The 21,059-nt window shown below is 60.9% G+C and carries 18 protein-coding genes; 6 read left to right on the forward strand and 12 right to left on the reverse strand.

All coding sequences use genetic code 11. The features are described from left to right. The first annotated feature begins 126 nt into the window (after nucleotides 1-126). Nucleotides 127-1,332, forward strand: a complete 1,206-nt coding sequence (locus U5L73_RS07320) for an extracellular solute-binding protein (protein WP_322561723.1) — start codon at nucleotides 127-129, stop codon at nucleotides 1,330-1,332. A 16-nt stretch (nucleotides 1,333-1,348) separates the two neighbouring features. Here the strand turns inward: U5L73_RS07320 and U5L73_RS07325 are convergent, their stop codons facing one another. Continuing rightward, nucleotides 1,349-2,494 (reverse strand): alpha-hydroxy acid oxidase, encoded by a 1,146-nt coding sequence (locus tag U5L73_RS07325; RefSeq protein WP_322561724.1) that lies wholly within the window; start codon nucleotides 2,492-2,494, stop codon nucleotides 1,349-1,351. On the opposite strand from U5L73_RS07325, the gene U5L73_RS07330 reads away from it, so the two are divergent. Together U5L73_RS07330 and U5L73_RS07335 are read left to right on the forward strand one after the other, a co-directional pair. Beyond that, nucleotides 2,493-2,699 carry a hypothetical protein gene (locus U5L73_RS07330; protein WP_322561725.1) on the forward strand — a complete coding sequence of 69 codons (207 nt, stop codon included), beginning with the start codon at nucleotides 2,493-2,495 and terminating at the stop codon, nucleotides 2,697-2,699. The two genes, U5L73_RS07325 and U5L73_RS07330, sit on opposite strands and share 2 nt — an antisense overlap. A gap of 165 nt (nucleotides 2,700-2,864) precedes the next feature. Continuing rightward, complete coding sequence (locus U5L73_RS07335; RefSeq protein WP_322561726.1) at nucleotides 2,865-3,005, forward strand: hypothetical protein; 141 nt, start codon at nucleotides 2,865-2,867, stop codon at nucleotides 3,003-3,005. On the opposite strand, the gene pbpC is transcribed toward U5L73_RS07335, so the two are convergent. Continuing rightward, nucleotides 2,959-5,232 carry a penicillin-binding protein 1C gene (pbpC, locus tag U5L73_RS07340; RefSeq protein WP_416221281.1) on the reverse strand — a complete coding sequence of 758 codons (2,274 nt, stop codon included), beginning with the start codon at nucleotides 5,230-5,232 and terminating at the stop codon, nucleotides 2,959-2,961. The genes U5L73_RS07335 and pbpC overlap by 47 nt on opposite strands. Before the next feature lie 92 nt (nucleotides 5,233-5,324). Here pbpC and U5L73_RS07345 point away from each other — a divergent pair, with 92 nt between their 5' ends. Then, the gene (locus tag U5L73_RS07345; protein ID WP_322561727.1) at nucleotides 5,325-6,425 is read left to right on the forward strand and encodes an NADH:flavin oxidoreductase; all 1,101 of its coding nucleotides are present in this window, start codon (nucleotides 5,325-5,327) and stop codon (nucleotides 6,423-6,425) included. A 25-nt stretch (nucleotides 6,426-6,450) separates the two neighbouring features. On the opposite strand, the gene U5L73_RS07350 is transcribed toward U5L73_RS07345, so the two are convergent. The 8 genes from U5L73_RS07350 to U5L73_RS07385 all read right to left on the reverse strand — a co-directional run bounded on the left by U5L73_RS07350 (nucleotide 6,451) and on the right by U5L73_RS07385 (nucleotide 12,768). After that, nucleotides 6,451-6,810: a hypothetical protein gene (locus U5L73_RS07350; RefSeq protein ID WP_322561728.1), complete on the reverse strand. Its 360-nt coding sequence runs from the start codon at nucleotides 6,808-6,810 to the stop codon at nucleotides 6,451-6,453. A gap of 94 nt (nucleotides 6,811-6,904) precedes the next feature. Further along, nucleotides 6,905-7,270: a hypothetical protein gene (locus U5L73_RS07355; RefSeq protein ID WP_322561729.1), complete on the reverse strand. Its 366-nt coding sequence runs from the start codon at nucleotides 7,268-7,270 to the stop codon at nucleotides 6,905-6,907. Then, nucleotides 7,267-7,662, reverse strand: coding sequence for a roadblock/LC7 domain-containing protein (locus tag U5L73_RS07360; protein ID WP_322561730.1), 396 nt, complete (start codon nucleotides 7,660-7,662; stop codon nucleotides 7,267-7,269). Before U5L73_RS07360 ends, U5L73_RS07355 begins: the two co-directional genes overlap by 4 nt. Nucleotides 7,663-7,694: 32 nt before the next feature. Continuing rightward, a complete protein-coding gene (locus U5L73_RS07365; RefSeq protein ID WP_322561731.1) occupies nucleotides 7,695-8,222 on the reverse strand; it encodes a GTP-binding protein in 528 nt (175 codons plus the stop codon). A 13-nt stretch (nucleotides 8,223-8,235) separates the two neighbouring features. Further along, nucleotides 8,236-8,997 (reverse strand): hypothetical protein, encoded by a 762-nt coding sequence (locus U5L73_RS07370; RefSeq protein ID WP_322561732.1) that lies wholly within the window; start codon nucleotides 8,995-8,997, stop codon nucleotides 8,236-8,238. Between the two features lie 233 nt (nucleotides 8,998-9,230). Further along, entirely contained in the window at nucleotides 9,231-11,252 is a 2,022-nt protein-coding gene (locus tag U5L73_RS07375; RefSeq protein WP_322561733.1) for an EAL domain-containing protein, read from the reverse strand. An 11-nt stretch (nucleotides 11,253-11,263) separates the two neighbouring features. Continuing rightward, complete coding sequence (locus U5L73_RS07380; RefSeq protein WP_322561734.1) at nucleotides 11,264-12,238, reverse strand: PAS domain S-box protein; 975 nt, start codon at nucleotides 12,236-12,238, stop codon at nucleotides 11,264-11,266. Nucleotides 12,239-12,408: 170 nt separating this feature from the next. Further along, on the reverse strand, nucleotides 12,409-12,768 hold the full coding sequence (locus U5L73_RS07385; RefSeq protein ID WP_322561735.1) for a DUF1304 domain-containing protein: 360 nt from the start codon (nucleotides 12,766-12,768) through the stop codon (nucleotides 12,409-12,411). 98 nt (nucleotides 12,769-12,866) lie between these two features. On the opposite strand from U5L73_RS07385, the gene U5L73_RS07390 reads away from it, so the two are divergent. After that, a complete protein-coding gene (locus U5L73_RS07390) occupies nucleotides 12,867-13,484 on the forward strand; it encodes a TetR/AcrR family transcriptional regulator (RefSeq protein ID WP_322561736.1) in 618 nt (205 codons plus the stop codon). 105 nt (nucleotides 13,485-13,589) lie between these two features. Here U5L73_RS07390 and U5L73_RS07395 read toward each other — a convergent pair whose 3' ends face one another. Further along, the gene (locus tag U5L73_RS07395) at nucleotides 13,590-13,916 is read right to left on the reverse strand and encodes a GIY-YIG nuclease family protein (protein ID WP_322561737.1); all 327 of its coding nucleotides are present in this window, start codon (nucleotides 13,914-13,916) and stop codon (nucleotides 13,590-13,592) included. Further along, on the reverse strand, nucleotides 13,913-19,942 hold the full coding sequence (locus tag U5L73_RS07400; protein ID WP_322561738.1) for an alpha-2-macroglobulin family protein: 6,030 nt from the start codon (nucleotides 19,940-19,942) through the stop codon (nucleotides 13,913-13,915). Before U5L73_RS07400 ends, U5L73_RS07395 begins: the two co-directional genes overlap by 4 nt. A 190-nt stretch (nucleotides 19,943-20,132) precedes the next feature. Between U5L73_RS07400 and U5L73_RS07405 the strand changes: the two genes are divergently transcribed. Next, nucleotides 20,133-21,059, forward strand: coding sequence for a DUF3034 family protein (locus tag U5L73_RS07405; protein ID WP_322561739.1), 927 nt, complete (start codon nucleotides 20,133-20,135; stop codon nucleotides 21,057-21,059).

A 21,059-nucleotide genomic window follows, 5' to 3' on the forward strand; every position in this document is an offset into this window, starting at 1 on the left:
GTACGCGACGCAGGCGTTTGTTAGGCAGCGGTGCGCTTGCCGTGTTTGGCAGCGCTTTTGCCCGGGCCAGCAATGCCGCAGAAGACCGCTTTGCACGGTTCAGCGGGCAAACCGTGTCATTTCTGTGTGCCTGATCACCCCCACTACGACGCGATGATGCGTTTGTTGCCCCAGTTCACCGCAGAGACCGGCATCAAGGTGAACGTGGCCCGCGAAAACATCTTGCGCATGAAGCATGTGCAATTGGCGGGAATGGCCAAGCCCCAGTCAGAGTTCGACCTAGTGACCTACATCGTCACCTGGAAGAGCGAGTTCGTAAAAAAGAACCTGTTGTTGCCTCTGGAACCTTTCTTCAAAGACAAGCAGTTGGCAGACCCCGACTACGCTTTTGGCGACCTGGTGCCGCGCTATGTGCAAAACATCGGTCTGGTGGGCGGCCCCAAGGGCTATTTGCCGGGTCCGGGGGCGCGTCTCTATGGCTTGCCGTATGGCGCCGAGACTTCGGTGCTGGCTTATCGCCGCGATGTTTTTGAAAAGTTTGGCTTTGCGCCCCCACGCACCTATGCCGAGCTCTCGGCGCTGCTGGCCCCTTTGCGTGAGCGGACCGGCATGGCGGCGCTCACCTCACGCGGGCAGTCCGGCCACAACTGTGTGCACGCCTGGTTGCTGCACCTCAATGCGCTAGGTGGCCAGGTGTTCGATGAGCGCTGGATGCCCCTTTTCCACAAAGCGCCGGGTGTGCAAGCGCTGCAATTGCTCAAACATGTTGCTGACACCGGCCCCAAGGGCATGACCCACTTTTCGTACAACGACATGCTGTCGAGTTTTCTGCAGGGCGAAAGCGCGATGTACCTCGACTCAACCGCTGTGTTCGGCGCGGTGCGCAACTCTCCGATGTCCAAAATTGAGGGCAAGGTCAGCTATGTGCTTCACCCTAAGGGGGTGCATTACGCCTTGCAGTCGGGTGGGCTGGGCCTGGCTATTCCCCGCACCTCTGCCCGCCCGGAAGCCGCGTTTTTGCTAATGCAGTGGTTGACATCCAAGGCTCAAGACAAGGCAGTGGTCAGGCTCGGCGGCGGGCCGACCCGGGTGTCGACGATGGAAGATGTGTCGCTGGTGCGCATGTTCCCCGAATTTGTTACCCTGAAAGAGCAACTCCGCTACGCAAGCCCTGATTGGCGCCCCATCATCCCCGAGTGGGACGAGATCAGCACCGGCCCTTTGGGCGCCGCGGTGCACCAAGGGTTGACCGGCGCCAAGCCGGCCACCCTTGCGTTGGGTGACATTGTGCGGCGTGTTGACGAAATCATGACTGCAGCGGGCTACCGCTGAGCCGCACACGCCATTTTCAGTAGGTGCCCGGGACCAGGATGTTGCGGTCCACGTTCTGAATGTTGGTGTGGCCACAGAAGGCCATGGTCACATCCAACTCTTTGTGGATGATTTGTAGCGCCTTGGTCACCCCCGCTTCGCCCATGGCCCCTAGGCCGTAAACAAAAGCCCGGCCGATCATGGTGCCCTTGGCACCCAGGGCCCAGGCTTTGAGCACATCCTGCCCGCTGCGAATGCCGCCATCCATCCAGACTTCGAGTTGGTCGCCTACGGCCGCCACTACTGCGGGCAGCGCGCTGATGCTGCTGGGCGCGCCGTCGAGCTGGCGGCCGCCGTGGTTGCTGACCACAATCGCGTCCGCACCGCTCTGGGCGGCCAACACCGCGTCTTCCACATCCTGAATGCCCTTGAGGATGAGCTTGCCGCCCCATTTCTCTTTGACCCATTTCACATCGTCCCAAGAGAGGCGGGGGTCAAACTGCTCGTTGGTCCAGGCGGCCAGGGACTTCATATCGCTCACCGATTCCACATGGCCCACCAAGTTGCGGAAGGTGTGGCGTTTGGTGCCCAGCATCCCTAAGCACCAGCGCGGCTTGGTGGCTAGGTTGATGATGTTGGCAATGGTGGGGCGGGGTGGGGCGCTCAGGCCGTTTTTCAGGTCTTTGTGGCGCTGCCCGATAACCTGCAGGTCCAGCGTCAGCACCAACGCACTGCAGCGTGCGGCGCGGGCGCGCTCGATCATCTTGGCCATGGCGTTGCGGTCGCGCATCATGTAGAGCTGGAACCAGAAGGGGGCGCTGGTGTTCTCGGCAATATCCTCGATGGAGCAAATGCTCATGGTAGACAGCGTGAAGGGAATGCCGAACTTCTCGGCGGCCCGCGCGGCGTGGATTTCGCCATCGGCGTGTTGCATGCCCGTCAGGCCCACGGGCGCGATGGCCACCGGCATCTTGGCCGCGGTGCCCACCATGGTGGTCGCAGTGGTGCGGTTTTCCATGTTCACGGCAACCCGCTGGCGCAGCTTGATCTTCTGGAAATCCGCTTCATTGGCACGGTAGGTGCCTTCAGTCCAGGAGCCGGAGTCGGCGTAGTCGTAAAACATGCGGGGAACCCGTTTCTCGGCCAGAACGCGCAAGTCTTCAATATTCGTGATCACAGGCATGCAAAGTCTCCTTTTTCGTTGCGGCATGGTAGTCCGCAGGCGGTGGTTTGCCCGTGAAATACGCCCTGCGCCACGTGAAATTATTGAAATCACCCGCCTTGCGCAGGTCTCGGGCCTGCTGTGGGGCGCCGTGGCGGCCTGCGCCGAGCGGCTTGCGGCTGCACCATCACTTTCCACTTCGCCCCGTGTGACTGAGTTCGCCTAGGTCGGCACCGTGGCCGGATTGTCGCCCGGCAGTCGGGTGTGTATTGCCTTGCCGGCTGATGCCCTGACCCGCCGGTGATTAACGCCCTTGAGTTGGAAGAGCCACTGTGCGTAGAGGGGTGCTACTTCCAGATGAGCCGGCACCGCGAAGGCGGCGGTGGAGCGGGTGAGTCTGATTCCAGGACTGGCCATGGTCTCTGGCATCGTGCCGCTGCGCAGGCCGGTGTTGTGGGCGGCACTGTGGGTGGCACTGACCGTGGTTATGGTCGCCGTGGTGGTGCTGTTGCGGCTGACGCGCCGCCCTTGACGCCCGCCCCCCGCACCTCTAAGCGCACCTGGTCCAGCACCTTGCCTTTGGCGTCCACGATCTGAATCACATGCCGCCCCGGCCAGGGGAGCCAGAGGGCGGTGTTGCCTTTGCCGACTTGTTTGCCGTCGATCAGCCAGCGCAGGTTGCTGCCCTCGGCCTCTAGGCTCAGGCGCTGGGCTTGTGGCGGAATGTCGGGGTCCAGCGCGAGTATGGTGCCGCTGGTGGGCGCGGTGATGCGGGCTATGTTTGTGGTGGTGTTGCCGGAGTTTTTTGAATCATTTTGGCCTCTGGCGCTCGTGGAATATGCGCGAGCAGCTCCTTTTTTCATAGCAAAACTGCTCTGCTCGGTGCCGCTGATGAACCACTCGTTGCGGGGTGCTTCGCCTTCTACTGTCACTGTTTTCTGCACCACACCGGCAGGCGCTTGGGGCGCGCGGCTGCTGTGCTGGCGGTGCAGCTGGTTCATGACTGCCGCCCAGATGGGCGCTGCGCCGGTGGTGCCACTCACATCCCACATGGGAGCGCCGTTGGCGTTGCCCACCCACACGCCCACGGTGTAACGCTGGCTGTAGCCCACGGCCCAGTTGTCGCGCATGTCTTTGCTGGTGCCGGTTTTGACTGCCGCCCAAAAGCGGGTGGCCAGCACGCTGTCGGTGCCGAAGGTGCGGGCACGCGCCATGGGGTCGCTGAGGATATCGCCCACGATGAAAGCCGCCCGTGCATCCAGCGCTGGGCTCATGGCAGTGGGCGTGCGGCTCACGGTGAGGCGGGTGGGGCTGGCCCTGCCACCGTTGGCCAGGGTGCGGTAGCCGTTGGTGAGGTCCAGCAGCGTGGTCTCGGCACTGCCCAGGGCCAGGCTGTAGCCATAAAAGTCGCCGCTTTCCTTGAGTGGCATTCCCACGCGGGCTAGCTGCTTCTGAAAAGCGTCGGGCGACACCATGACCAGCGTGCGCACGGCCGGCACATTGAGCGAAGCGCCCAGTGCGGTGCGGGCTGAGACCCAGCCTTTGAATTGGCGGTCGTAGTTCTGCGGGATATAGAGGCCGCCACTTGTCTGGATCTGCGCAGCAGAGTCTTCAAGCAGGGACGCCGCGGTGATGCGCCGCTCGGCCAGCGCCTGCCCGTACAAAAACGGCTTGAGCGTGGAGCCGGGCTGGCGCAGCGAGGTCACAAAGTCCACCTCGGGCGCGGCGCTCAGGGGGCCGCTGCTGTTGACCCAGGCCAGCACTTCGCCGCTGGCGTTGTCCAGCACTACCGCAGCAGCATCTTCTACATGGCGACCGGCCAGCTCGCGCAGCTGGGTTTGCAGGGTGAGTTGGGTAAAGCGCTGCAAAGGGGCGCTCAAGCTGCTGCGCACCGTGGTCGGGGCAGGAGCGCCCTCAGGGCCTGCCGCACTCGGGGCGCGTAGCAGCAGCCGCGCGACATGGGGGGCCAAGCCCTCGCTGGCGGCAAACTCACGGCGGCTCAGGGTGCCAGACACCATCAGCGCGATGGCGTCACAGCCGCTGGCCGCGCTGGTGGTTGCTGCACTTTTTGATGCAGCTGTTGATCTGTTGGAAGGGGCCTCCAGGCTGTTGAGCACGCTGCAGGCGCGCTGCGCCACTTGGGCCTCTTTGGCATTGGGGGCACGAATCAGGGCGGCAGTGATTGCCGCCTCACGGTGGTCGAGGCCATGGGGCGCCTTGCCAAACAGGCTGCGGCTTAGCGCATCCACGCCCACCAGCTCACCGCGGAAGGGCACCAGGTTCAGGTAGGCCTCCAGAATCTGGTCTTTGCGCCAGCTGCGCTCCAGGCTTTGGGCCGAGAGGGTTTGCCCCACTTTTTGCACCACGCTTCGGCCGCCGCCACCGCGCCGCAAGTCCTCATCCAGCAGACCCGCCAGCTGCATGGTGAGGGTGGAGGCGCCCCGGGTTTTGGTGTTCCACAGGTTGCCCCACGCTGCGGCGGACACGGCCCGCCAGTCCACCCCGCTGTGCTCGAAAAAGCGCTTGTCCTCGGAGAGCACCAGCGCCGTGCGCAGCGCGGGCGACACATCGGCCAGCGCCACCCACTGTCCGCGGCGCACCGTGGCATCGGTGCGCAGGCGGTGCAGCACTTCGCCTTGGCGGTCCAGCAGCAAGGTGTCAGAGGGCCTGTAGCCAGCCTTTACTTGCTCAAAAGTGGCATTGGCGCAGGCAGTTCCTGCGCTGGTAGCTATCAAAATAGTAGCAATAGCCAGGCGCAACTTGTCTGTAGCCTTGGTGACCTTGGGCACGGTGTGCCGTGGCCGGTCTGCGTAAACTGTGTTGATCTGCAACCCACCCACCTTTTGCTCTTATGTCTAACGCCGCACCCTTGTTCCAGCCCTTTAGCTTCAAAGGCTTGAAGCTTGCCAACCGCATTGTCATGGCACCCATGACCCGCTCTTTCTCGCCCGGCGGTGTGCCTACCCCGGCGGTGACTGAGTATTACCGCAAGCGCGCTGCTGCCGCTGTGGGCCTGATTGTTTCTGAGGGCACAGTGGTGCAGCGGCCATCCGCCAGCAACGACCCGGATGTGCCGCACTTTTGGGGCGATGCCGCTCTGGGCGCTTGGCAAGACGTTATCAACTCCGTGCACCAGGCGGGTGGCGTGATGGCGCCGCAACTCTGGCACGTGGGCGCTGCCCGCAACCCCCGCACCACCTGGACAGCGCCACCGCCCGTGGACTCGCCCTCCGGCCTGTCGCGCCCCGGCAAAGCCTTTGGCGAGCCCATGACCGACGAGGCCATTGCCGACACCATCGCCGCATTTGCCAAGGCTGCCGGCGCTGCCAAGCGCCTCGGTTTTGACACGATCGAACTGCATGGTGCTCACGGCTATCTGATCGACCAGTTTTTCTGGGAAGGCACCAATGCGCGCACCGACAAATATGGTGGCGATCTGGTCGCCCGTGGCCGCTTTGCCGCTGAGATTTTGAAAGCCGTGCGCGCTGAGGTGGGCCCCGATTACCCGGTGATCATCCGCCTCTCGCAATGGAAACAGCAAGACTACAACGCCCGCATCGCCCAGACGCCCGACGAGATGGCCGCTTGGCTGCAGCCGCTGGCGGATGCGGGTGCCGACATCTTCCACTGCTCGCAGCGGCGCTTTTGGGAGCCGGAGTTTGACGGCTCGGATTTGAACTTCGCCGGCTGGGCCAAAAAGCTCACCGGGCGGCCTACCATTACCGTGGGCTCGGTGGGTTTGAGCGGGGAGTTCATTGCATCGTTCGGGGGGGAGAGCTCACAACCTGCGTCCTTGGATGAGCTGATGCGCCGCTTTGATCGGGGCGACTTTGATTTGGTGGCCGTAGGCCGTGCGCTCATCAGCGACCCGGATTGGGCCCTAAAAGTGCGCGACGGCCGTACGGCGGAGTTGTCTAGCTTCTCGCCTGCTGCCTTGGCCAGCTTGGTCTAAAGCAGCGCAATAAAGCCGACGTGGTTTAGAAATTCAATTCTTTGTCCACGTCGGCCGTCTTGCGGCGGGCCATGGCCAGGTTGGACTTGTTCTTGTCCAGCACAAAGTAAATGAACACGCCTTCTTTGCGCGAGGAAGGACGAATGATGTGGTACTGCTTGCCCAGGGTGATCAAGATGTCATCGATCACGTCGTTCAGGCCCAAAGCACGCATAGTCTTCATTTTGGAGCGCACGACCTCGGTGTTACCGGCGGCAGCCACTTCGAGGTCGACGCCCGAACCGGCGCTACCCAGAATCATGCCGCTGGTGGAGTCCACAATCGCCGCGCACATTGCACCATCGGTGCTCAGCAAGTCTTCCAAAGTTTGATTGATGGTTGCCATGTCAAAAGTCTTTCAAATATAAAAATGCTGCGGCTTCTTTTATTTTGACGAGTGCCCCGCAGCTACGCACAAGCTGGTGTGTCTGGTGGATGCGTTAACGCGCCTCGAGAATCAGCCGCAATTGGCGAATTCTGTTTCTCCACTCAGGCAAATTCAATAGTTCTTGGGTGTCGCTCACGGTGATGAAAACCATGTCGGCACCACAGTCGGTCAACATCACGCTGTGCGTTTGGTGGGTAAGGGTGCAACTGTCTAGATCCCCGAACCCGTCAAAGTGAGATTTCATGCGCAAATAGAGGCGCCAGTAGTCGCTGGCTGCTTCGGCCATGGAGACCAAATTGTCCAAAGAGCCTGCAGCGTGCCAGACCATGCCCGCAGAAATTTCAACCACGGCGCAACCCCTGACTCCAGGGGTCTTGGCCATGCTGTCAATCTTTGCCCGGATGTACTTGGAATTCATGCCGCCAGCAAGGTCTGGATCATGGCGCGTCCACGGTACGAAACCTGTGCCAAAACGCCGGTGCTGTCCGACACCACATTCACAATCAATTGCATATCCGCACGATTCACGGTGAACACCTGAATAAAACCCGAGGCGGAGTTGATGACCACGCTGCTGGGGGCGCCGAGCGATGTCTCTTGCGCCACCACAGCACCGATGGCCGCAATCGAGCTGGCCATTGCAGCGATTCGCGCTGGGTCAATACCGCTCCGGGTGGCCGATGCAATGTCGAATCCGTCGATAGTGGCAATCACGACAGCTTTCACACCGGCGATTTCGTCTAAAAAAGTCTGTGCTTCTCTCACAGCAATATTCTTGAGCACCGGGCTCAAGGTGATGTGTGTTGTCATGGGTAGGGGGCGGTGTATGCGGCGGGGTTTCTTCAATCCATCGCCTCAACTTGCATCAGCAGGGAGTCGATGAGCAAAAGCACATCAGCGCGCTGACGCACATCCACAGGCAGGATGGGTATCAGCTGCTCCCGCTGGAACAAAAAATCTGCGTAGTCGTCAATGGATGGGTTGGTATGGGTGTCTGTACGCCCTACGCCGATGACGCACGGACTGGTTTTCAGCTCTTTGCTGAATCCTTCAAGATAGGTGCTCAAGTCTTGCAGCGGGTTGGGGCGGGAGTTGTCCACCAAAATAATGATGCCCAACGCGTTGGTGGCCAGCACACTCCACAAGAAATCAAATCGCTCCTGGCCAGGAGTTCCGAAAACACGGAGTCGCTCCCCGCTGTCCAGCTGAACGGTGCCGAAATCAAGCCCGACCGTCGTTTTGGCCTTGCTGTGCGATCTGTCGGTGTTGGTCACATCGGTGGTGATGGGTGGGCTGTCACTGATGGCAGTAACCGCGGTGGTTTTGCCCGCGCCCATCGTTCCGGTGATCAGGATTTTGTGCTCTCTCATGCGTCGCAGTCTTTCAAATACCGAGCTTGCGCCGGATCGCAGACAGGAAGCTGCGTTTTTGCTTCTGACGGGGAGCTGCACAGGTTGCGGTACTCAGTCGTGGCACGCTGGCGCTGACCGTGGCTTGCGCCACATTCACAATGCCGAAACTCTGCAACACGGTGATGAACGCTTGCACTTCACCCTGGGAGATACCAGAGCTTTGCACCAGTTGCTCAATCGAAAAAGATTTGCGACTGATCAAGTTCGCCAGCCGGATCCGGTCTTTGCTGTCTCGCAAGACAGCTTGTGGTGGCCAGCGCTTGAGCCGGTATTCTTCGTTGCCGAAGCTCGATTCTGGTTCGGCAGCTGCTTCGTTCAACCCTGCTTGGGGAGCGGGTAGTAGCGCTGGTGTCAGCGGAGGAACGCGGTCGAGGGCTCCTGCATGCGTTTCTGCAAAGCTCGCAAAAATATCGCCGAGTTCCGGCTCCAAACCACCGAAAACGGTCGGTTGCAGTTGGTTCTGCAGCTGCATCAGTAAGGCCTCGAGGTTAGCCGCCTCGATGGGGCGTACCAGCGTACCAGCGCTTCTGGCAGAACCGGTGGGTAGCACATCAATCACCACAGCACTCCGGGCGAGTGCCTCGGGGTTTGCGCACAACAGGGCATCAAAAGGCCCTTCGGCAGCGTAGGTCCAGTGGAAGTGAGGGTTGCCTTTCAACAGGCGCAACAGGATACGAACGCGGCTGAGCTCGGCGCTTTCTAGGCCTTCGATTCCGAGTGTCAGCGGGGTCATAGGTGAAATTAGATTAGTCAGTTTGATACAGAAACTAAGTGTAGGCACCCGTCTCCAAACAACCAAACTTCAACCTTGCAGATGTGTGAATTTGTGCCGTTTCGCAGCGGGCGTAATCCACAATTGTCCGAGTTCTCGCAAAGTAGAGCAGTTTTGCGGGTGAATTGAAGCGCCACCCCGGGCTTCGCAGTCCTGTTGAATGGCCGTCAACGGTTCTTTAAAGCGGTTAAAACTTAACAATCGTTACTGTTCAGCGCGATGCTGGAGAGCACCGGTTCGATAGCCTCTGGCTTATGCAGGCAGAAGCCTTGCACAAAAACAATGTCGATTTCGCGCACGCGCTCCAGCACCTCGGCCCGGTCTACAAATTCCGCCACCGTTTTCACCCCCACGACTTGGGCCACCGCTGCGAAACAGCGTACAGCGGCATCGTCCAAGGGGTCGTCAATGACATCGCGGATGAATTGCCTATCAATCTTGAGAAGATCAACGCTCAGGTTCTTCAGGTAGCCAAACGAGGAAGCACCGGCCCCAAAATCATCCAGCGCAATGCGCAAGCCGAGTGTTTTGGCCTGCTCGACAAACACACTGGCATCCGCCATGTTGGTGACGGCCGCAGTTTCGGTAATTTCGAGGCAGATCCGCTGGCAGATGGCCGAGCCAGCGTTTTGCAGCATTTCGAACGCCTGGCGGTGGAACGCCCTGTCGCCGATGGATTGCCCCGACAGGTTGATGCACAAGGTGTCTATGCCTGACAGGTGCGGCGTCTCCCTCAGGCATTGGATGGCGTGTTTAAGCACCCAGCGGTCGATGCGCGAGGCGAGGTGGAACCGTTCCGCCGCCGGCAGGAATGCGCCGGGTTGCACCAAGCTTCCGTCGGTCTCGCGCAAACGCACCAGCACCTCTGCATGGAGTCCATGCACGCCATCGTCCAGAGCGGTAATCCGCTGTGCGAACAAAACAAACCGGTTTTCATCCAAGGCTTGTTCAAGCCGTGCGGCCCATTGCATTTCACCGTGGCGCGCGTGCATGGCAAGGTCGGTGTCAAACCAAGCGTGTACCCGGTTGCGCCCTGCGTCTTTGGCGGCATAGCAAGAAATGTCCGCAGCTTGCATGGCGGCGGCAATATTGGCCCAGCGGTTGTCTACGGGGACCAAGCCAATACTGGTTCCGATGCGGAATCGCTTGCCGTCATGGATGAAGCGGAAGTCGTCCATCCGCTCACAAATTTGCTGAGCTACCCGCTGTGCATGCTCCGCAGAGCAATGCTCCAAGATCACCCCAAACTCATCACCGCCCAAGCGCGCCAGCGTGTCGCGCGCGCGGATCACTTCACTCAACAACTTGCCAACTTGCTGCAGTAACTGGTCACCCACGGAGTGACCACAGGCATCGTTGACGAGCTTGAACTGGTCCAGGTCTATGAACAAGAGCGCGTGATTGCTCCGGTCCTCGTGGGCCCGATTGAGCGCATTGCGCAGCCGCGTTTCAAACTCGGTTCTGTTGATCAGGCCGGTGAGCGCATCGTGGGTTGCGCGGAAGCTCATTTCACCGCTGAGGCGACGCTGTTCGGTGACATCGTGAAACACCAACACCGCGCCCAGAATCTCTCCGTTTTCGCTGCGGATGGGGGCGGCCGAGTCCTCGACACCGTACTCCTCACCTTCGCGGGAAATCAGAACCGTTTGGTGTGCCAAGCCAGTAGTTTTTCCTTGGGCCAGGCAGGTGGTCACCGGGTTTTCTGTCGGGGCGCGGGTCTCTTCGTTGACGATATGAAACACATGCCCGATAGGCTTGCCCTTCGCTTCCGCATTTAGCCAGCCTGTCATCCGCTCTGCTACCGGGTTGAGCCAAGTGATCTCGCCCGCTGCGTTGGTGGTAATTACCGCGTCGCCGATGGACTGCAGGGTGACGCGCAACAACTCGTGCTGGCGTGCAAGGTCTAGCTTGATGCTGTGCAGCTTGGTGATGTCTTGGAAAGTGCCGACCAAGCGAACCGGTTTGCCCGCGTGGAATTCAGCTGCTCCGACGGCACGCACCCATATTTCGGTGCCATCCGCCTGGATGAAGGGGAGCTCCAGGTCCCAGCTCTCGCCAGTTGTCATCGCTGTCTCGACAGCGGCTTGTATTTTGGGCCGGGCTTCTGGCGCGTAGAAGTTGATGGCTGTGGCAACTTCTGGCACAAAGTCAGGGGGCACCCCATGAATTTCATGGGTCTGACCTGACCAGACCAGCGCGCCAGTGGCTAATTCCAACTCCCAGCCGCCTACGCGCGAGCTACCTGACCGGTGCGCTGCAAGCGCTGCTCACTTTGCCGCAGGGCGTCGTCTTTGCGTTTTCGCTCTGTAATGTCCTCTACCGAGCCGACATAGCCTGTTACGCGGCCTGACTCGTCTTGATTTGCCCGCGTTCGCGTTCGCACGGTGCGGACTTCTCCGTCCCCGCGCGAGATGCGGAATTCCGCGTCAAATTCCAGCCGTTTTTGGGCGGTTTGTTGCCATTCAGTGAGCACCGCCGCGCGGTCGTCGGGGTGCAATGCTTCCATCCATCCGTCGCGTAGGCTTTGGTGGAAATCCAGACCGTAAATTTCTTGCCAGCGAGAGTTGGTGTAGGTGCAAGCGCCTTGGGCATCGGTGGCAAAAACACCCAGGGGCGATACCTCGCTTAGAGCCCTGAAATGCAGCTCGTCCTCAGCCAGAGTTTGTGCTGTTTTTTGCGCTTCGACGTGCAGCCGCCGCTCATGATCAATCGCACGGCGCCCTTCGAGCGCATGCACGGTGGCGGCGGCCAGGTGGGTCAGAATTTCGCGCTGTTGCTCCGTGAGTTGCCGGGGTACCCGGTCAATCACACAAAAGGTGCCTGCGTGGCTGCCGTCACGTAGCCGCAAGGGGGCGCCTGCATAGAGCCGGATATCTGGGTTGCCAGTGACCAAGGCGTTGTCGGCAAAGCGGATATCTGCGGTCGCGTCAGGCACCTCCAAAATCTCATCGCCCAAGATAGCGTGCGCGCAAAACGCGAGGGTGCGTGGAGTCTCGGATACGCCGGGGAGCCCGACATTGGCCTTGAACCACTGCCGATCAGAATCGACGAGGCTGATCAACGAGATCGGCACGTCACAGACCACCGCCGCCGCGTGCACCAAGGCGTCGAAGGCCTGCTCTAGCGCAGTGTCAAGAATGCCGAGGTCGTGAAGGGCCGCGAGTCGTTGGGACTCGTTGTCCGGAAGGGGGGCTTGTGGCATGTCTGCAGAACTCCGAAAGCGACAACGCGAAGGGCTCGCGCTCGACTAATTTTGCGAATTTAACAATTTTTCAGAGCCTTCGGGGGATTGGATGCCGACGAAACCCTGCAACTTGCTCTTTTTGCTTATCGGCTGAATCACCCCATCGCTGAAACACAGTGCCTCACAGCTTACAGCCAATAGATGCCTGCTAACCCCAGTACTGCGGGAACCGTCTGGATGTACAGAATGCGCACCATCACCGTGACCGCACCCCACACGCCCGCCACCGCCACACAGGCCAGTCCGAAGGTGGCAAATGCCTTGGCAATCGCCGGGTCAGGGTAGATCAGGCCCAGCAGCAGGGCCGCGGCCAAAAATCCGTTGTAACAGCCTTGGTTGGACATGGCCGCCTTGCGCGACTCCACCTCAGAGGGCGAAATGCCAAACACCTTTACCCCACGGCTCTTGTAGAGCACGGTTTCCAGCAGAAAGATGTACACGTGGATCAGGCAGACCAGCGCGATGAGAACTTGGGCGACTATGGGCATGGAAGTATTCCGGTTGATGGAGTAGGTTGATCAAGTGAACCATAGAATACATAATCATGTTATGCTTGTAAAGAGCGCCCCTATCATCTTCGCTAGCAATGACTGAAATACCCAACAAACGCGACGGCCGCAAAGAGAACGCCATCGCCACCCAAGCGGCACTGCAAAGCGCGGCTTTGCGCTGGTTCAGCGACCTGGGCTACGAGAAAGCACCGGTTGGCAGCATCTGCGCCGATGCCGGCGTGACCGTCGGCGCGCTGTACCACCACTACGGCGACAAAAAAGGCCTGTTTGCTGCGGTGGTAGAGCAGGTCGATGCGCAGTTGGTGCAGGCAGCCAAGGCAGCAAGCCAAGCCGTGATCGGGAAGAGTGGCGGTGCATGGGAAGCGTTTTTGGCCTCCATCGACACCGTGCTGCAAGCTGGGACCAACGCGCCTATGCGCCGCCTGATGCTGGTCGATGCACCCGCGGTGCTGGGAGCCCAGGTGTGGGGTGACATCCGCCAACGGCAGGGCTTGGGTGCCATGCGCGGCAGCATTGCGGCCATACAAGCACATGGCATTTTTCAGGGGCACGATGCAGAGCGCTTAGCCCGCATCGTCTTGGGCGCACTCTATGGCGGCATGGACTCTCTGCCGGACGATGAGGCTGGGGTACAAGACGCGCTGGCAGATACGCGGCAGTGCTTGGTGGCCATGCTGGAAGGGTTACGTTGAGAGTGGGTGGTCCCAAGTTGGCCCGGTGCTGGGATGGATATGCATTTGGGATTGAGTGTCCGGAGCGCGATGCCTGCAAACACTCACGTTGAATTAAGCCCTGGCTTACCCAGTTGTAGATCGGCATTTTCTATGCGTCTGGTTGTATCCAATCTCCGGGTCGTTGCTTTGTAGCGACCGTATGAACTCACTCTCCTTTTTGCGGATTTCAAGTTTGTTATCCGATTCAAAAAGGATTTGCTTGCGTAAAGTGAGGTCGAGCAATTCGGCTTTAGTGAAATCTTGTTCGACCAGCGCATTGTCCCAACTGCCGAAGTAACGCAAAGAGTGCCCTGGCTCACCCTCGTCTTTGCCTACGTAGATTTTCCCGTTGGGAAATGTGACCTTGTAAACCACATAACGAAAAAGTGTAGGCGGGGCGTTTGAACTCATTTGGCCGCCTCCACCTTCACCCGCGCATTCGGCGTCTCCCCAAACATCTCCGGTGCGTACATCGCCTCCACGCGTGAGGGTGGCAGCGAGAACTCGCCTACGTTGTTGAGGCGGATGGTGTATTCCATCTTCACCACGCCCTTTGGCAGGTACTCGTAGTAGCTGCGGAAGGACTCGAAGCTGCGTTCTTCGAATGCGGCCCAGCCGTAGCCTTCTCTCTTTTCTCCCTGCGTGGCGATCTCGCTGTCGCGGCCCAGACCGCTGCCCAGGATGGTGGCGCCGCCGGGCACGGGGTCGGTGATGGCGACCCAGGTCATGTCAGCGCTGGCGTTCACTTCGATGCTGATGCGCAGCACGTCACCGCGTGTGTAGCTGCCAGCGGGCAGGCTCTTGTTGGCCTGCTCCACAGGAGTGATGGTTTTCTTGATCTGGTAGCCCGCAAAGAAAGGCGCTGTCAGTTGCACCGCTGCCACGGACTGCAGCGTGAGCCAGGGTTTGCCGGTGCCCTGGTGCGTCACATTCAGCGTGTCTTTGGCTGGAGCTTTGCTCCACGGCAGGAACATGGTGTTGTTCTTCAGGTTGCCCGGAGATGCGGGCGCGCCGAACATCGTGGTCTGGTGTGCAGCGCCGGATGCATCGGTGGTCTTGATGCGCTCCACCTTGCTCCAGTCCACACTGGTCGCCCCCGTGCTCATAGACGCCTTGGTGCTGCCAGACACCGGCACGGCTTCAAACTTGGCGCTGAACTTCTCCAGCGCCAGGCCGCCCCACAGGTTGGCGGTGGTGGTGTGCCATGCGCCGTTTTGCTGGCGGCTGATGAAGCCGTTGGCCAGGCGGCCCATGTCGTCTTTCCAGGCCGGGTCGTCCAGCACGCTCAAGATCAGGCGCGCGGTGTTCACGTCGCCGTTTTGCATCAGCCACCACCAGTAGTCGTCCTTCTCGGTGCTGAAGATCATCTTGGTGCCCTGGTAGCTGATGCGGCTGCGCAGAATCTGGTTGGCCTCCGCAATACGCTTGTCACGCTCCGGCACATCGGTCACACGCTTCAAGATGTTGAGCCAGTCAATCACTGCATGCGTCGGCCACTGGTTAGGCGCAATGGTGATGCTGTTGACCATGCGGCCCTGGGCCTTGCCGTAGCGCGACAGGGCTTCAATGGCGGCCAGCTTGCGCATGTCCAGGTCTTTGCGCGGGCTCCAGAAGTCGCGCTGGATACGGCCTTCCACAAAGGCGATGAGGCCGCGCTCCATGGGTGCCCGGATTTCGTCGCTGAGGGCAAACGCCGGGTCAATGCTTGCAGCCTCGTGGGTCGCAGCGAGGAGGTAGGCGGTCAAGGTGTCGCTGCCACGGTTGGCCTCGCCATCGCGCGGCGGGAAATAGTTGGCCAGGCCGTCGCTGTCCAGGTAGCTCGGTATTTGCGCTGCTACGGTTTGCCACAGCTTGCCGTCGCGCAGGCCCACGCTTTTGCTGGTCTTTTGCTCCAGGCAGGCAAAGGGGTAGAGGGCAAACCAGTCTTTCACGCCCGGCAGGCCTTCGGCCAGCTTGGGTTGCAGCGCCATCTTCAGGCCGCCACGGCCGGGCAGGGCGTCGGCGGGGGCGTTCACATCCATCGTCAACGGGCCGTCGATCTGTACCAGCGTGGCCTGCTGCACCGTGAGCGGCACGGCAGGCACGATGCGTTGGCGGGCCTTGAGGGCATCCTTGGCACCGCTGATCGTGTCTTTGGCCTCGATCTCCCACAGGATGGCCTCATTGCGGCTCAAGGCGAGCTGGGCAGGTGCGGTCACGTTCCATGCAACCTCACGGGCATCTCCCGCAGGTATATCAATGGTTTTTTGCTCTAAATTTAATAGCGTGGCGCGCGGGGTTACCAGCACCTTCATCGCCTGCTTGGTGGTGTTGCGCAGGGTCAGTTGGGCGCGGTACAGGTCGTCCTCGCGCACCAGAGGTGGCAAGCCGCTGATGATCTGCAAATCTTGCGTGGCGCGGATGCTGGTGCTGCCCGTGCCAAACAAGCCGGTGGATGCATCGGCCACCGCAACAATCTTGAAGGTGGTGAGTGCATCGTTGAGTGGCACCGTCACTTGGGCTTGGCCGTTGGCGTCCAGCTTGACTACCGGCTTCCAAAGCAGCAGGGTCTCCAGCAGCTCGCGCGCGCCGCTGTGGCCGCCACCGCCGCCGGGCGCGACCGCCTTGCGGCCATAGTGGCGCCGGCCGATGATCTCCATTTGCGCGGTGGATGTTTCTACGCCCCAGCTGCGCCGCTGCAGCATCGCATCCAGCAGGTTCCAGCTGCGGTTGGGCATCAGTTCCAGCAGGGCCTGGTCTACCGCAGCCAAGGCCACTTCGGCGTTGGCAGCGGGTTGGCCGTTGGGCAGCTTGACGGTGATGGTGACCTGCGCCTTGCCGCGCACGGCGTAGCTTTCCTTGTCAGCCTTGACGCTCACAGCCAGTTCATGCGCCTGCGTGCCCACGCGGATTTCGGCCACCCCCAAGCGGAAGGCCGGTTTGCTCAGGTCCACCAGTGCAGTGGGCGCCACGTATTCGCGCCCCTCGTACCAGAAGCTGGTCCACCACTCGCGCGGAGCCTTATAGCCCCAGGTGAAGAAGCTGTACCACGGCACCTCGCGCAGGCGGCCACGCAGTACCAGCGCGCTGACATACACATTGGGGCCCCAGCCTTCCTGAATCTTCAGGCTGATAGTCGGGTCCTGACCGTTGAGTTGCACCACCTCGGTCTGCACAATGCCCTCGCGCTCCACCGCCACCAGCGCAGTGGCAAAGCGGAAGGGCATGCGCACCTGGAAATTGGCCGTCTCGCCCGGTTGGTAGCTCTTTTTTTCCGGCAGCAGGTCGATGCGGTCGTTGTTGTCGCCACCGAACCAGAGTTCGCCTTGCTTGGTCACATACACGCTGCTGGCCGCCTGGATGCTGTTGCCCGCGCCGTCTTTGGCGGTCACCACCAGCTCCACCTGACCGGCCTCATTGACCTCGGTTTCGCACAGCAGCAGGCCACGTGCATCGCTCTTGCCGGAGCACACATTGCCCAGGTCTTTGGTGCTGGTTTTGTTGTCGTAGGTGTAGAAGCCGCCCACCATGCGCTTGCGCGTGGTGGTGGTGATGCGGGCGGTGGCTTTCACTTCCAGCGCCACGCCGGCCTGCGGCTTGCCGGACAAGTCCAGCGCCAGTGCGCGGAACTTGATTTTCTGCCCGCTGGAGACCCAGCCCTCTGTCTTGATACCGGCAATCACGCTGGCCGGCCACAGCGTTTGCGTGCTGCGGATGGTTTGCACCTCGCCGTTGGGGTCGGAGTAGGTGGCTTCCAGCAGCAGGTCTTGCGGCTGGCGGCTTTTGGGCACCTCGGCAATGGTGAGTTTGCCGCCGCCGTTCTTGTCCAGGGTGAGCGGCATTTTGTCGGCGATGACGCGCGCATCGGCGCTGGCGGTGTTTTCTTCTTCGCCTTCGTCTGAGCGGGCTTGTTGCCCGGCCTGCGGTGGTGAGAAGCTGAACTCGCTGTAGTCCGCAAAGCTCAGGCCCTTGGCCCGCACCAGGGCCGACACGCGCACCGGCAGGTTGACCGCGCCGCCGCCGGACACGTAGTTAATCTGCACATCCACCGGCACTTGGGTGGCGTTGACCAAGGGCTTTTTCTCGGTGGGGGTGACACGGCCTTCCAGCACCGGCAGGCGGAACTCTTCGACCCGGAACTCGCCGGTGTAAAAGTCCTGCCGCCCATTGCCACGAGTTTCGCTGGTGAGCTGCACCTGGTAGGCCCCCAGCTTGGCGCCTTGGGGGATGGGGAAGCTGTTTTCCGCACTCAACCCCCCGGTGGCGGTTTTGCGCCACTCCATTTGCAGTGCGTATTGCTGGCCACTGCCCATGTGGGTGATGAGCAGGGTGTCGGGCTGTGTATGCGGCAGGCCGAAGCCTTTGCTGGTCTGGGTGCGCAGCACATGCTTCATGGAGACGGTTTCCCCCGCACGCAGCAGGGTGCGGTCGAAGATGGTGTGGGCGACTTCGTCAGGTAGGGGCTGGCGGCTGGTAGGCACGTTGAAGCGCCAGGGTTCAATGCCGCGGTTCCAATCGCTCCACGTAAAGGCCAGGTCTTGCACCGTACCTTTGCCATCTGCCGCAGGCTGAGCGGCGCGGGCGCTCACAAAGTAGGCACTGCTGTAGTAGCCGTCTTCCCCGTTGCAGCGGCGCGCTTGGGGCGACACGCCACTCAGGGTGGCAATGCCTTGGGCATCGGTCTGGCCGCGGGCAACTTCCTGCCCCCGGCAATCGGACACCACGACTTGGGCACCAGCCACGGGCTTGCCCTTGTCCAGCGAGGTGACCCAGGCCAGCGAGTTTTCGCGGCCCAGTTTGAAGTGCACACCCAGGTTGGTTACCAGTGCAGCGGTGCGCACGTACATGGTGCGGCCATTGCCGTAGCGCTCATCCAGCAGGCTGGTGCCCAGCTTTTGGGAGGCGATCTCCACCACATGGAAGCCGGGGGTGAGGGGAATGCCCACCACCTCGAAGGGGCGCGGGTCTTGGCTTTGGGGCTGGGGCAGGTCCAGCGTTTTGGCGCCGGGGCGACCGTCTAAGAGCGAGAGCATGCGCGTTTGCACATAGTCGCGGTCTGTGAGCGTGGAGGGCTTGGGCAGCTTGGAGCCCAGTTCGCGGGCGGCCTGGTTGCGGGAGATGTTGGTCTCGTCATAGCGCAATACCTTGCGGTACCAGGCAATGATGTCGGCATCCGTCCCCGGCTGGAAGGTACGCACCTTGCCGGCAGGCGCCTTGGTTGCGGGGCCTTGTGCTGCAGGTTTGTCCTGCTCGGGGTTCAGACCTTTGACCTTCAGCGCTGCTTCGACGTTGCGCAAAGTCACCGGCAGCATCGCCACCCCATCGGGCTCGGCAAAGCGCTCCACGATGCCGAAGGGCGAGGCGGCAAACTTGGCCAGCGGCGGCATGGCGGCGGTGGCGGTTTTGAGCGGGAAGCTGTCGGCGTTGCGCAGGGTGCGACCGGACGCGTCTTTAAAATCTTTGGGCAGCGTGAGGGTGAGCTGGGCTTGTTCAGGCAGGCCGCCTTCAAAGCGCACGTTGTTGACCACGTTGTCTTCTTCACCGCTGTCTTCCGCGAGCACGGGCTTGAAGCTGTTCTTGCCGTCACTCAGGCGAATGGCTTGCAGCAGCTTGGCCGACACCGGCGCATTGAAGCTGAGCTGCAGGGGGCGAATGGGCAGGCAGGCAGCCTGGGCGTTTTCCCGCTCGCAGCTGAAGTTGGCTGCAAAGGGCTCGCGCACCTGGTAGGCAAACTGGCGCTCCACCGTGTTGGGCACACCGGGGTTGGTGCCGTTGGCGGGCGTGGCCACACCCTTGCTGAACACCACACTCACTTTGGCCGATGACGACAAGCGGCGCGCGCACGTCATGGTCACATACGACAGCGGGTCTGCTTTGGCATAGGCATCCAGCCCTTGGGATTCCAGCAGGGCAGTCCGCTCTTTGCCTTCCAGCAGGCGGATGCTGATCTTCTCGCCCAGGTCGGAGGCCTTGCACCACACATTGGCTTTTACGCTCTCGAGCGTGGCGGGGCCGTTGAGCTCCAGAATAAAGAACTGCTCTTCATCAATGCGGTTGCCCTGGTAGGGCTGGATGCTGCGCACAAACGGGCCGCCGCTATTAAATTTATAGCTGCTCGCGCCCGTGATATCTGCGCCCTTGGGTGATTTGAACCCTGTTTTAACTTGCGCAGTGCAGCGCACACCGGGGGGCAGGTCGCGGTCGAAGTCGTAGGCCCAGACCCGGTCGCTCACCCAGCGGCCGACTCCTTTGGTCACTTGGGCGTCACTGCAGCTCAGGGTCAGTGGGGCCTCGGCCTTGGGGTCACCGAAGTTGACCGCGCTCTCGTCAAACTTGGCCACTAGCTGGCGCACCTGCGCCACCTCGCCTTGGGGTGAAAGGCTGATGATTTGCAGTGCTTGGGCGCTCCAAGCAGAGGCCAGCAAGCCGCAAGCCAGGGCGATATTTTTTATGTGCATGGTCGCTCCCCGAAAAGTGCGCCCAGCGTAGCCGAAAACAGAAGCGGTCAAATAACCAACCGGCGCGGTTTGACGGCTGCGTTGGGTTAGATTCAAAATGAGTTGTAACTAGTTGAATCCAAGACGTACGTGGCTGCGTACTGGGCTTAAGAATTCATTTTTTGTCTGAACCTTCAAACTGGACGCGCCCATGAAACATTTACCTACTGCTATCGCTCTCAGCGCTGCCGCCCTGTGCGGCAGCGCCTTTGCTGACACCGGTAAGCTCTTGCTCACCGGGGGCGTGAGCTCTATCGACGGTGCAGCCGGCGGCGGACTGACGCCATGGGCCACCATCGGCACCAACGCCACTGAAGGGGAAATGGGCATCTCTGCCCACATCAGCCGGGCGGCTGTGACCGACTACCAGCTCACTACGATGGGGGTGACGGTTGCTTTTGACGACCGGGTGGAGTTGTCGTACGCGCAGCAAGATTTCAATGCCTCGCCCGTCACGGCGCTGAATGGCTTGGGCTTTTCGGTGCAAAACGGCCAGCGCATCAAGATGGATGTGCTGGGTGTAAAGGTCAAGGTCGCTGGCGATGCGGTGCTCAACAGCGACACCTGGATGCCCCAAGTCGCGGTCGGGGTGCAGCAAAAGTCGGTAGATGCCGGCTCCATCAAGCCGGTGCTCGACTTTTTGGGTGCCAAAACCAGCGGCACTGACTTTTATGTAAGCGCCACCAAGCTCTTTTTGGCCAATAGCCTGCTGGTGAACGGCACTTTGCGTTACACCAATGCCAACCAAAACGGTCTGGTCGGCTTTGGCTCCAAAGACCCCGGCACCAACAACGCCAGCTGGGTGCCCGAGGTGTCGGTCGCGTATTTGCTGAGCAAAAACGTTGCCATCGGCGCCGAGTACCGTGGCAAGCCCAATAACTTGCGCGCACTCGGCATGGCCAACAGCCTGGGAGAGGGCTTGCAGGAAGATGCCTGGAAAGACGTGTTCATCGCTTGGGCTCCCAATAAGAACACCTCTGTCACCTTGGCCTATCTGGACCTTGGCCGCATCCTGCCGGGTGTGACCTCCAGCCGCAACCAAAGTGGTTACTACCTGTCTGCCCAGTTCGCGTTTTAA

The sequence above is a fragment of the Rhodoferax sp. genome, from assembly GCF_034520025.1.
Classification (GTDB): Bacteria; Pseudomonadota; Gammaproteobacteria; order Burkholderiales; family Burkholderiaceae_C; genus Allorhodoferax.

Coding starts and splice junctions, on each gene's coding strand:
- U5L73_RS07325 (WP_322561724.1), bottom strand. CDS start 2,494: ATGCCTGTGATCACGAATATTGAAGACTTGCGCGTTCTGGCCGAGAAA.
- U5L73_RS07360 (WP_322561730.1), bottom strand. CDS start 7,662: ATGACAACACACATCACCTTGAGCCCGGTGCTCAAGAATATTGCTGTG.
- U5L73_RS07380 (WP_322561734.1), bottom strand. CDS start 12,238: ATGCCACAAGCCCCCCTTCCGGACAACGAGTCCCAACGACTCGCGGCC.
- U5L73_RS07345 (WP_322561727.1), top strand. CDS start 5,325: ATGTCTAACGCCGCACCCTTGTTCCAGCCCTTTAGCTTCAAAGGCTTG.
- U5L73_RS07355 (WP_322561729.1), bottom strand. CDS start 7,270: ATGAATTCCAAGTACATCCGGGCAAAGATTGACAGCATGGCCAAGACC.
- U5L73_RS07330 (WP_322561725.1), top strand. CDS start 2,493: ATGCAAAGTCTCCTTTTTCGTTGCGGCATGGTAGTCCGCAGGCGGTGG.
- U5L73_RS07395 (WP_322561737.1), bottom strand. CDS start 13,916: ATGAGTTCAAACGCCCCGCCTACACTTTTTCGTTATGTGGTTTACAAG.
- U5L73_RS07405 (WP_322561739.1), top strand. CDS start 20,133: ATGAAACATTTACCTACTGCTATCGCTCTCAGCGCTGCCGCCCTGTGC.
- U5L73_RS07390 (WP_322561736.1), top strand. CDS start 12,867: ATGACTGAAATACCCAACAAACGCGACGGCCGCAAAGAGAACGCCATC.
- U5L73_RS07400 (WP_322561738.1), bottom strand. CDS start 19,942: ATGCACATAAAAAATATCGCCCTGGCTTGCGGCTTGCTGGCCTCTGCT.
- U5L73_RS07365 (WP_322561731.1), bottom strand. CDS start 8,222: ATGAGAGAGCACAAAATCCTGATCACCGGAACGATGGGCGCGGGCAAA.
- U5L73_RS07370 (WP_322561732.1), bottom strand. CDS start 8,997: ATGACCCCGCTGACACTCGGAATCGAAGGCCTAGAAAGCGCCGAGCTC.
- U5L73_RS07350 (WP_322561728.1), bottom strand. CDS start 6,810: ATGGCAACCATCAATCAAACTTTGGAAGACTTGCTGAGCACCGATGGT.
- U5L73_RS07385 (WP_322561735.1), bottom strand. CDS start 12,768: ATGCCCATAGTCGCCCAAGTTCTCATCGCGCTGGTCTGCCTGATCCAC.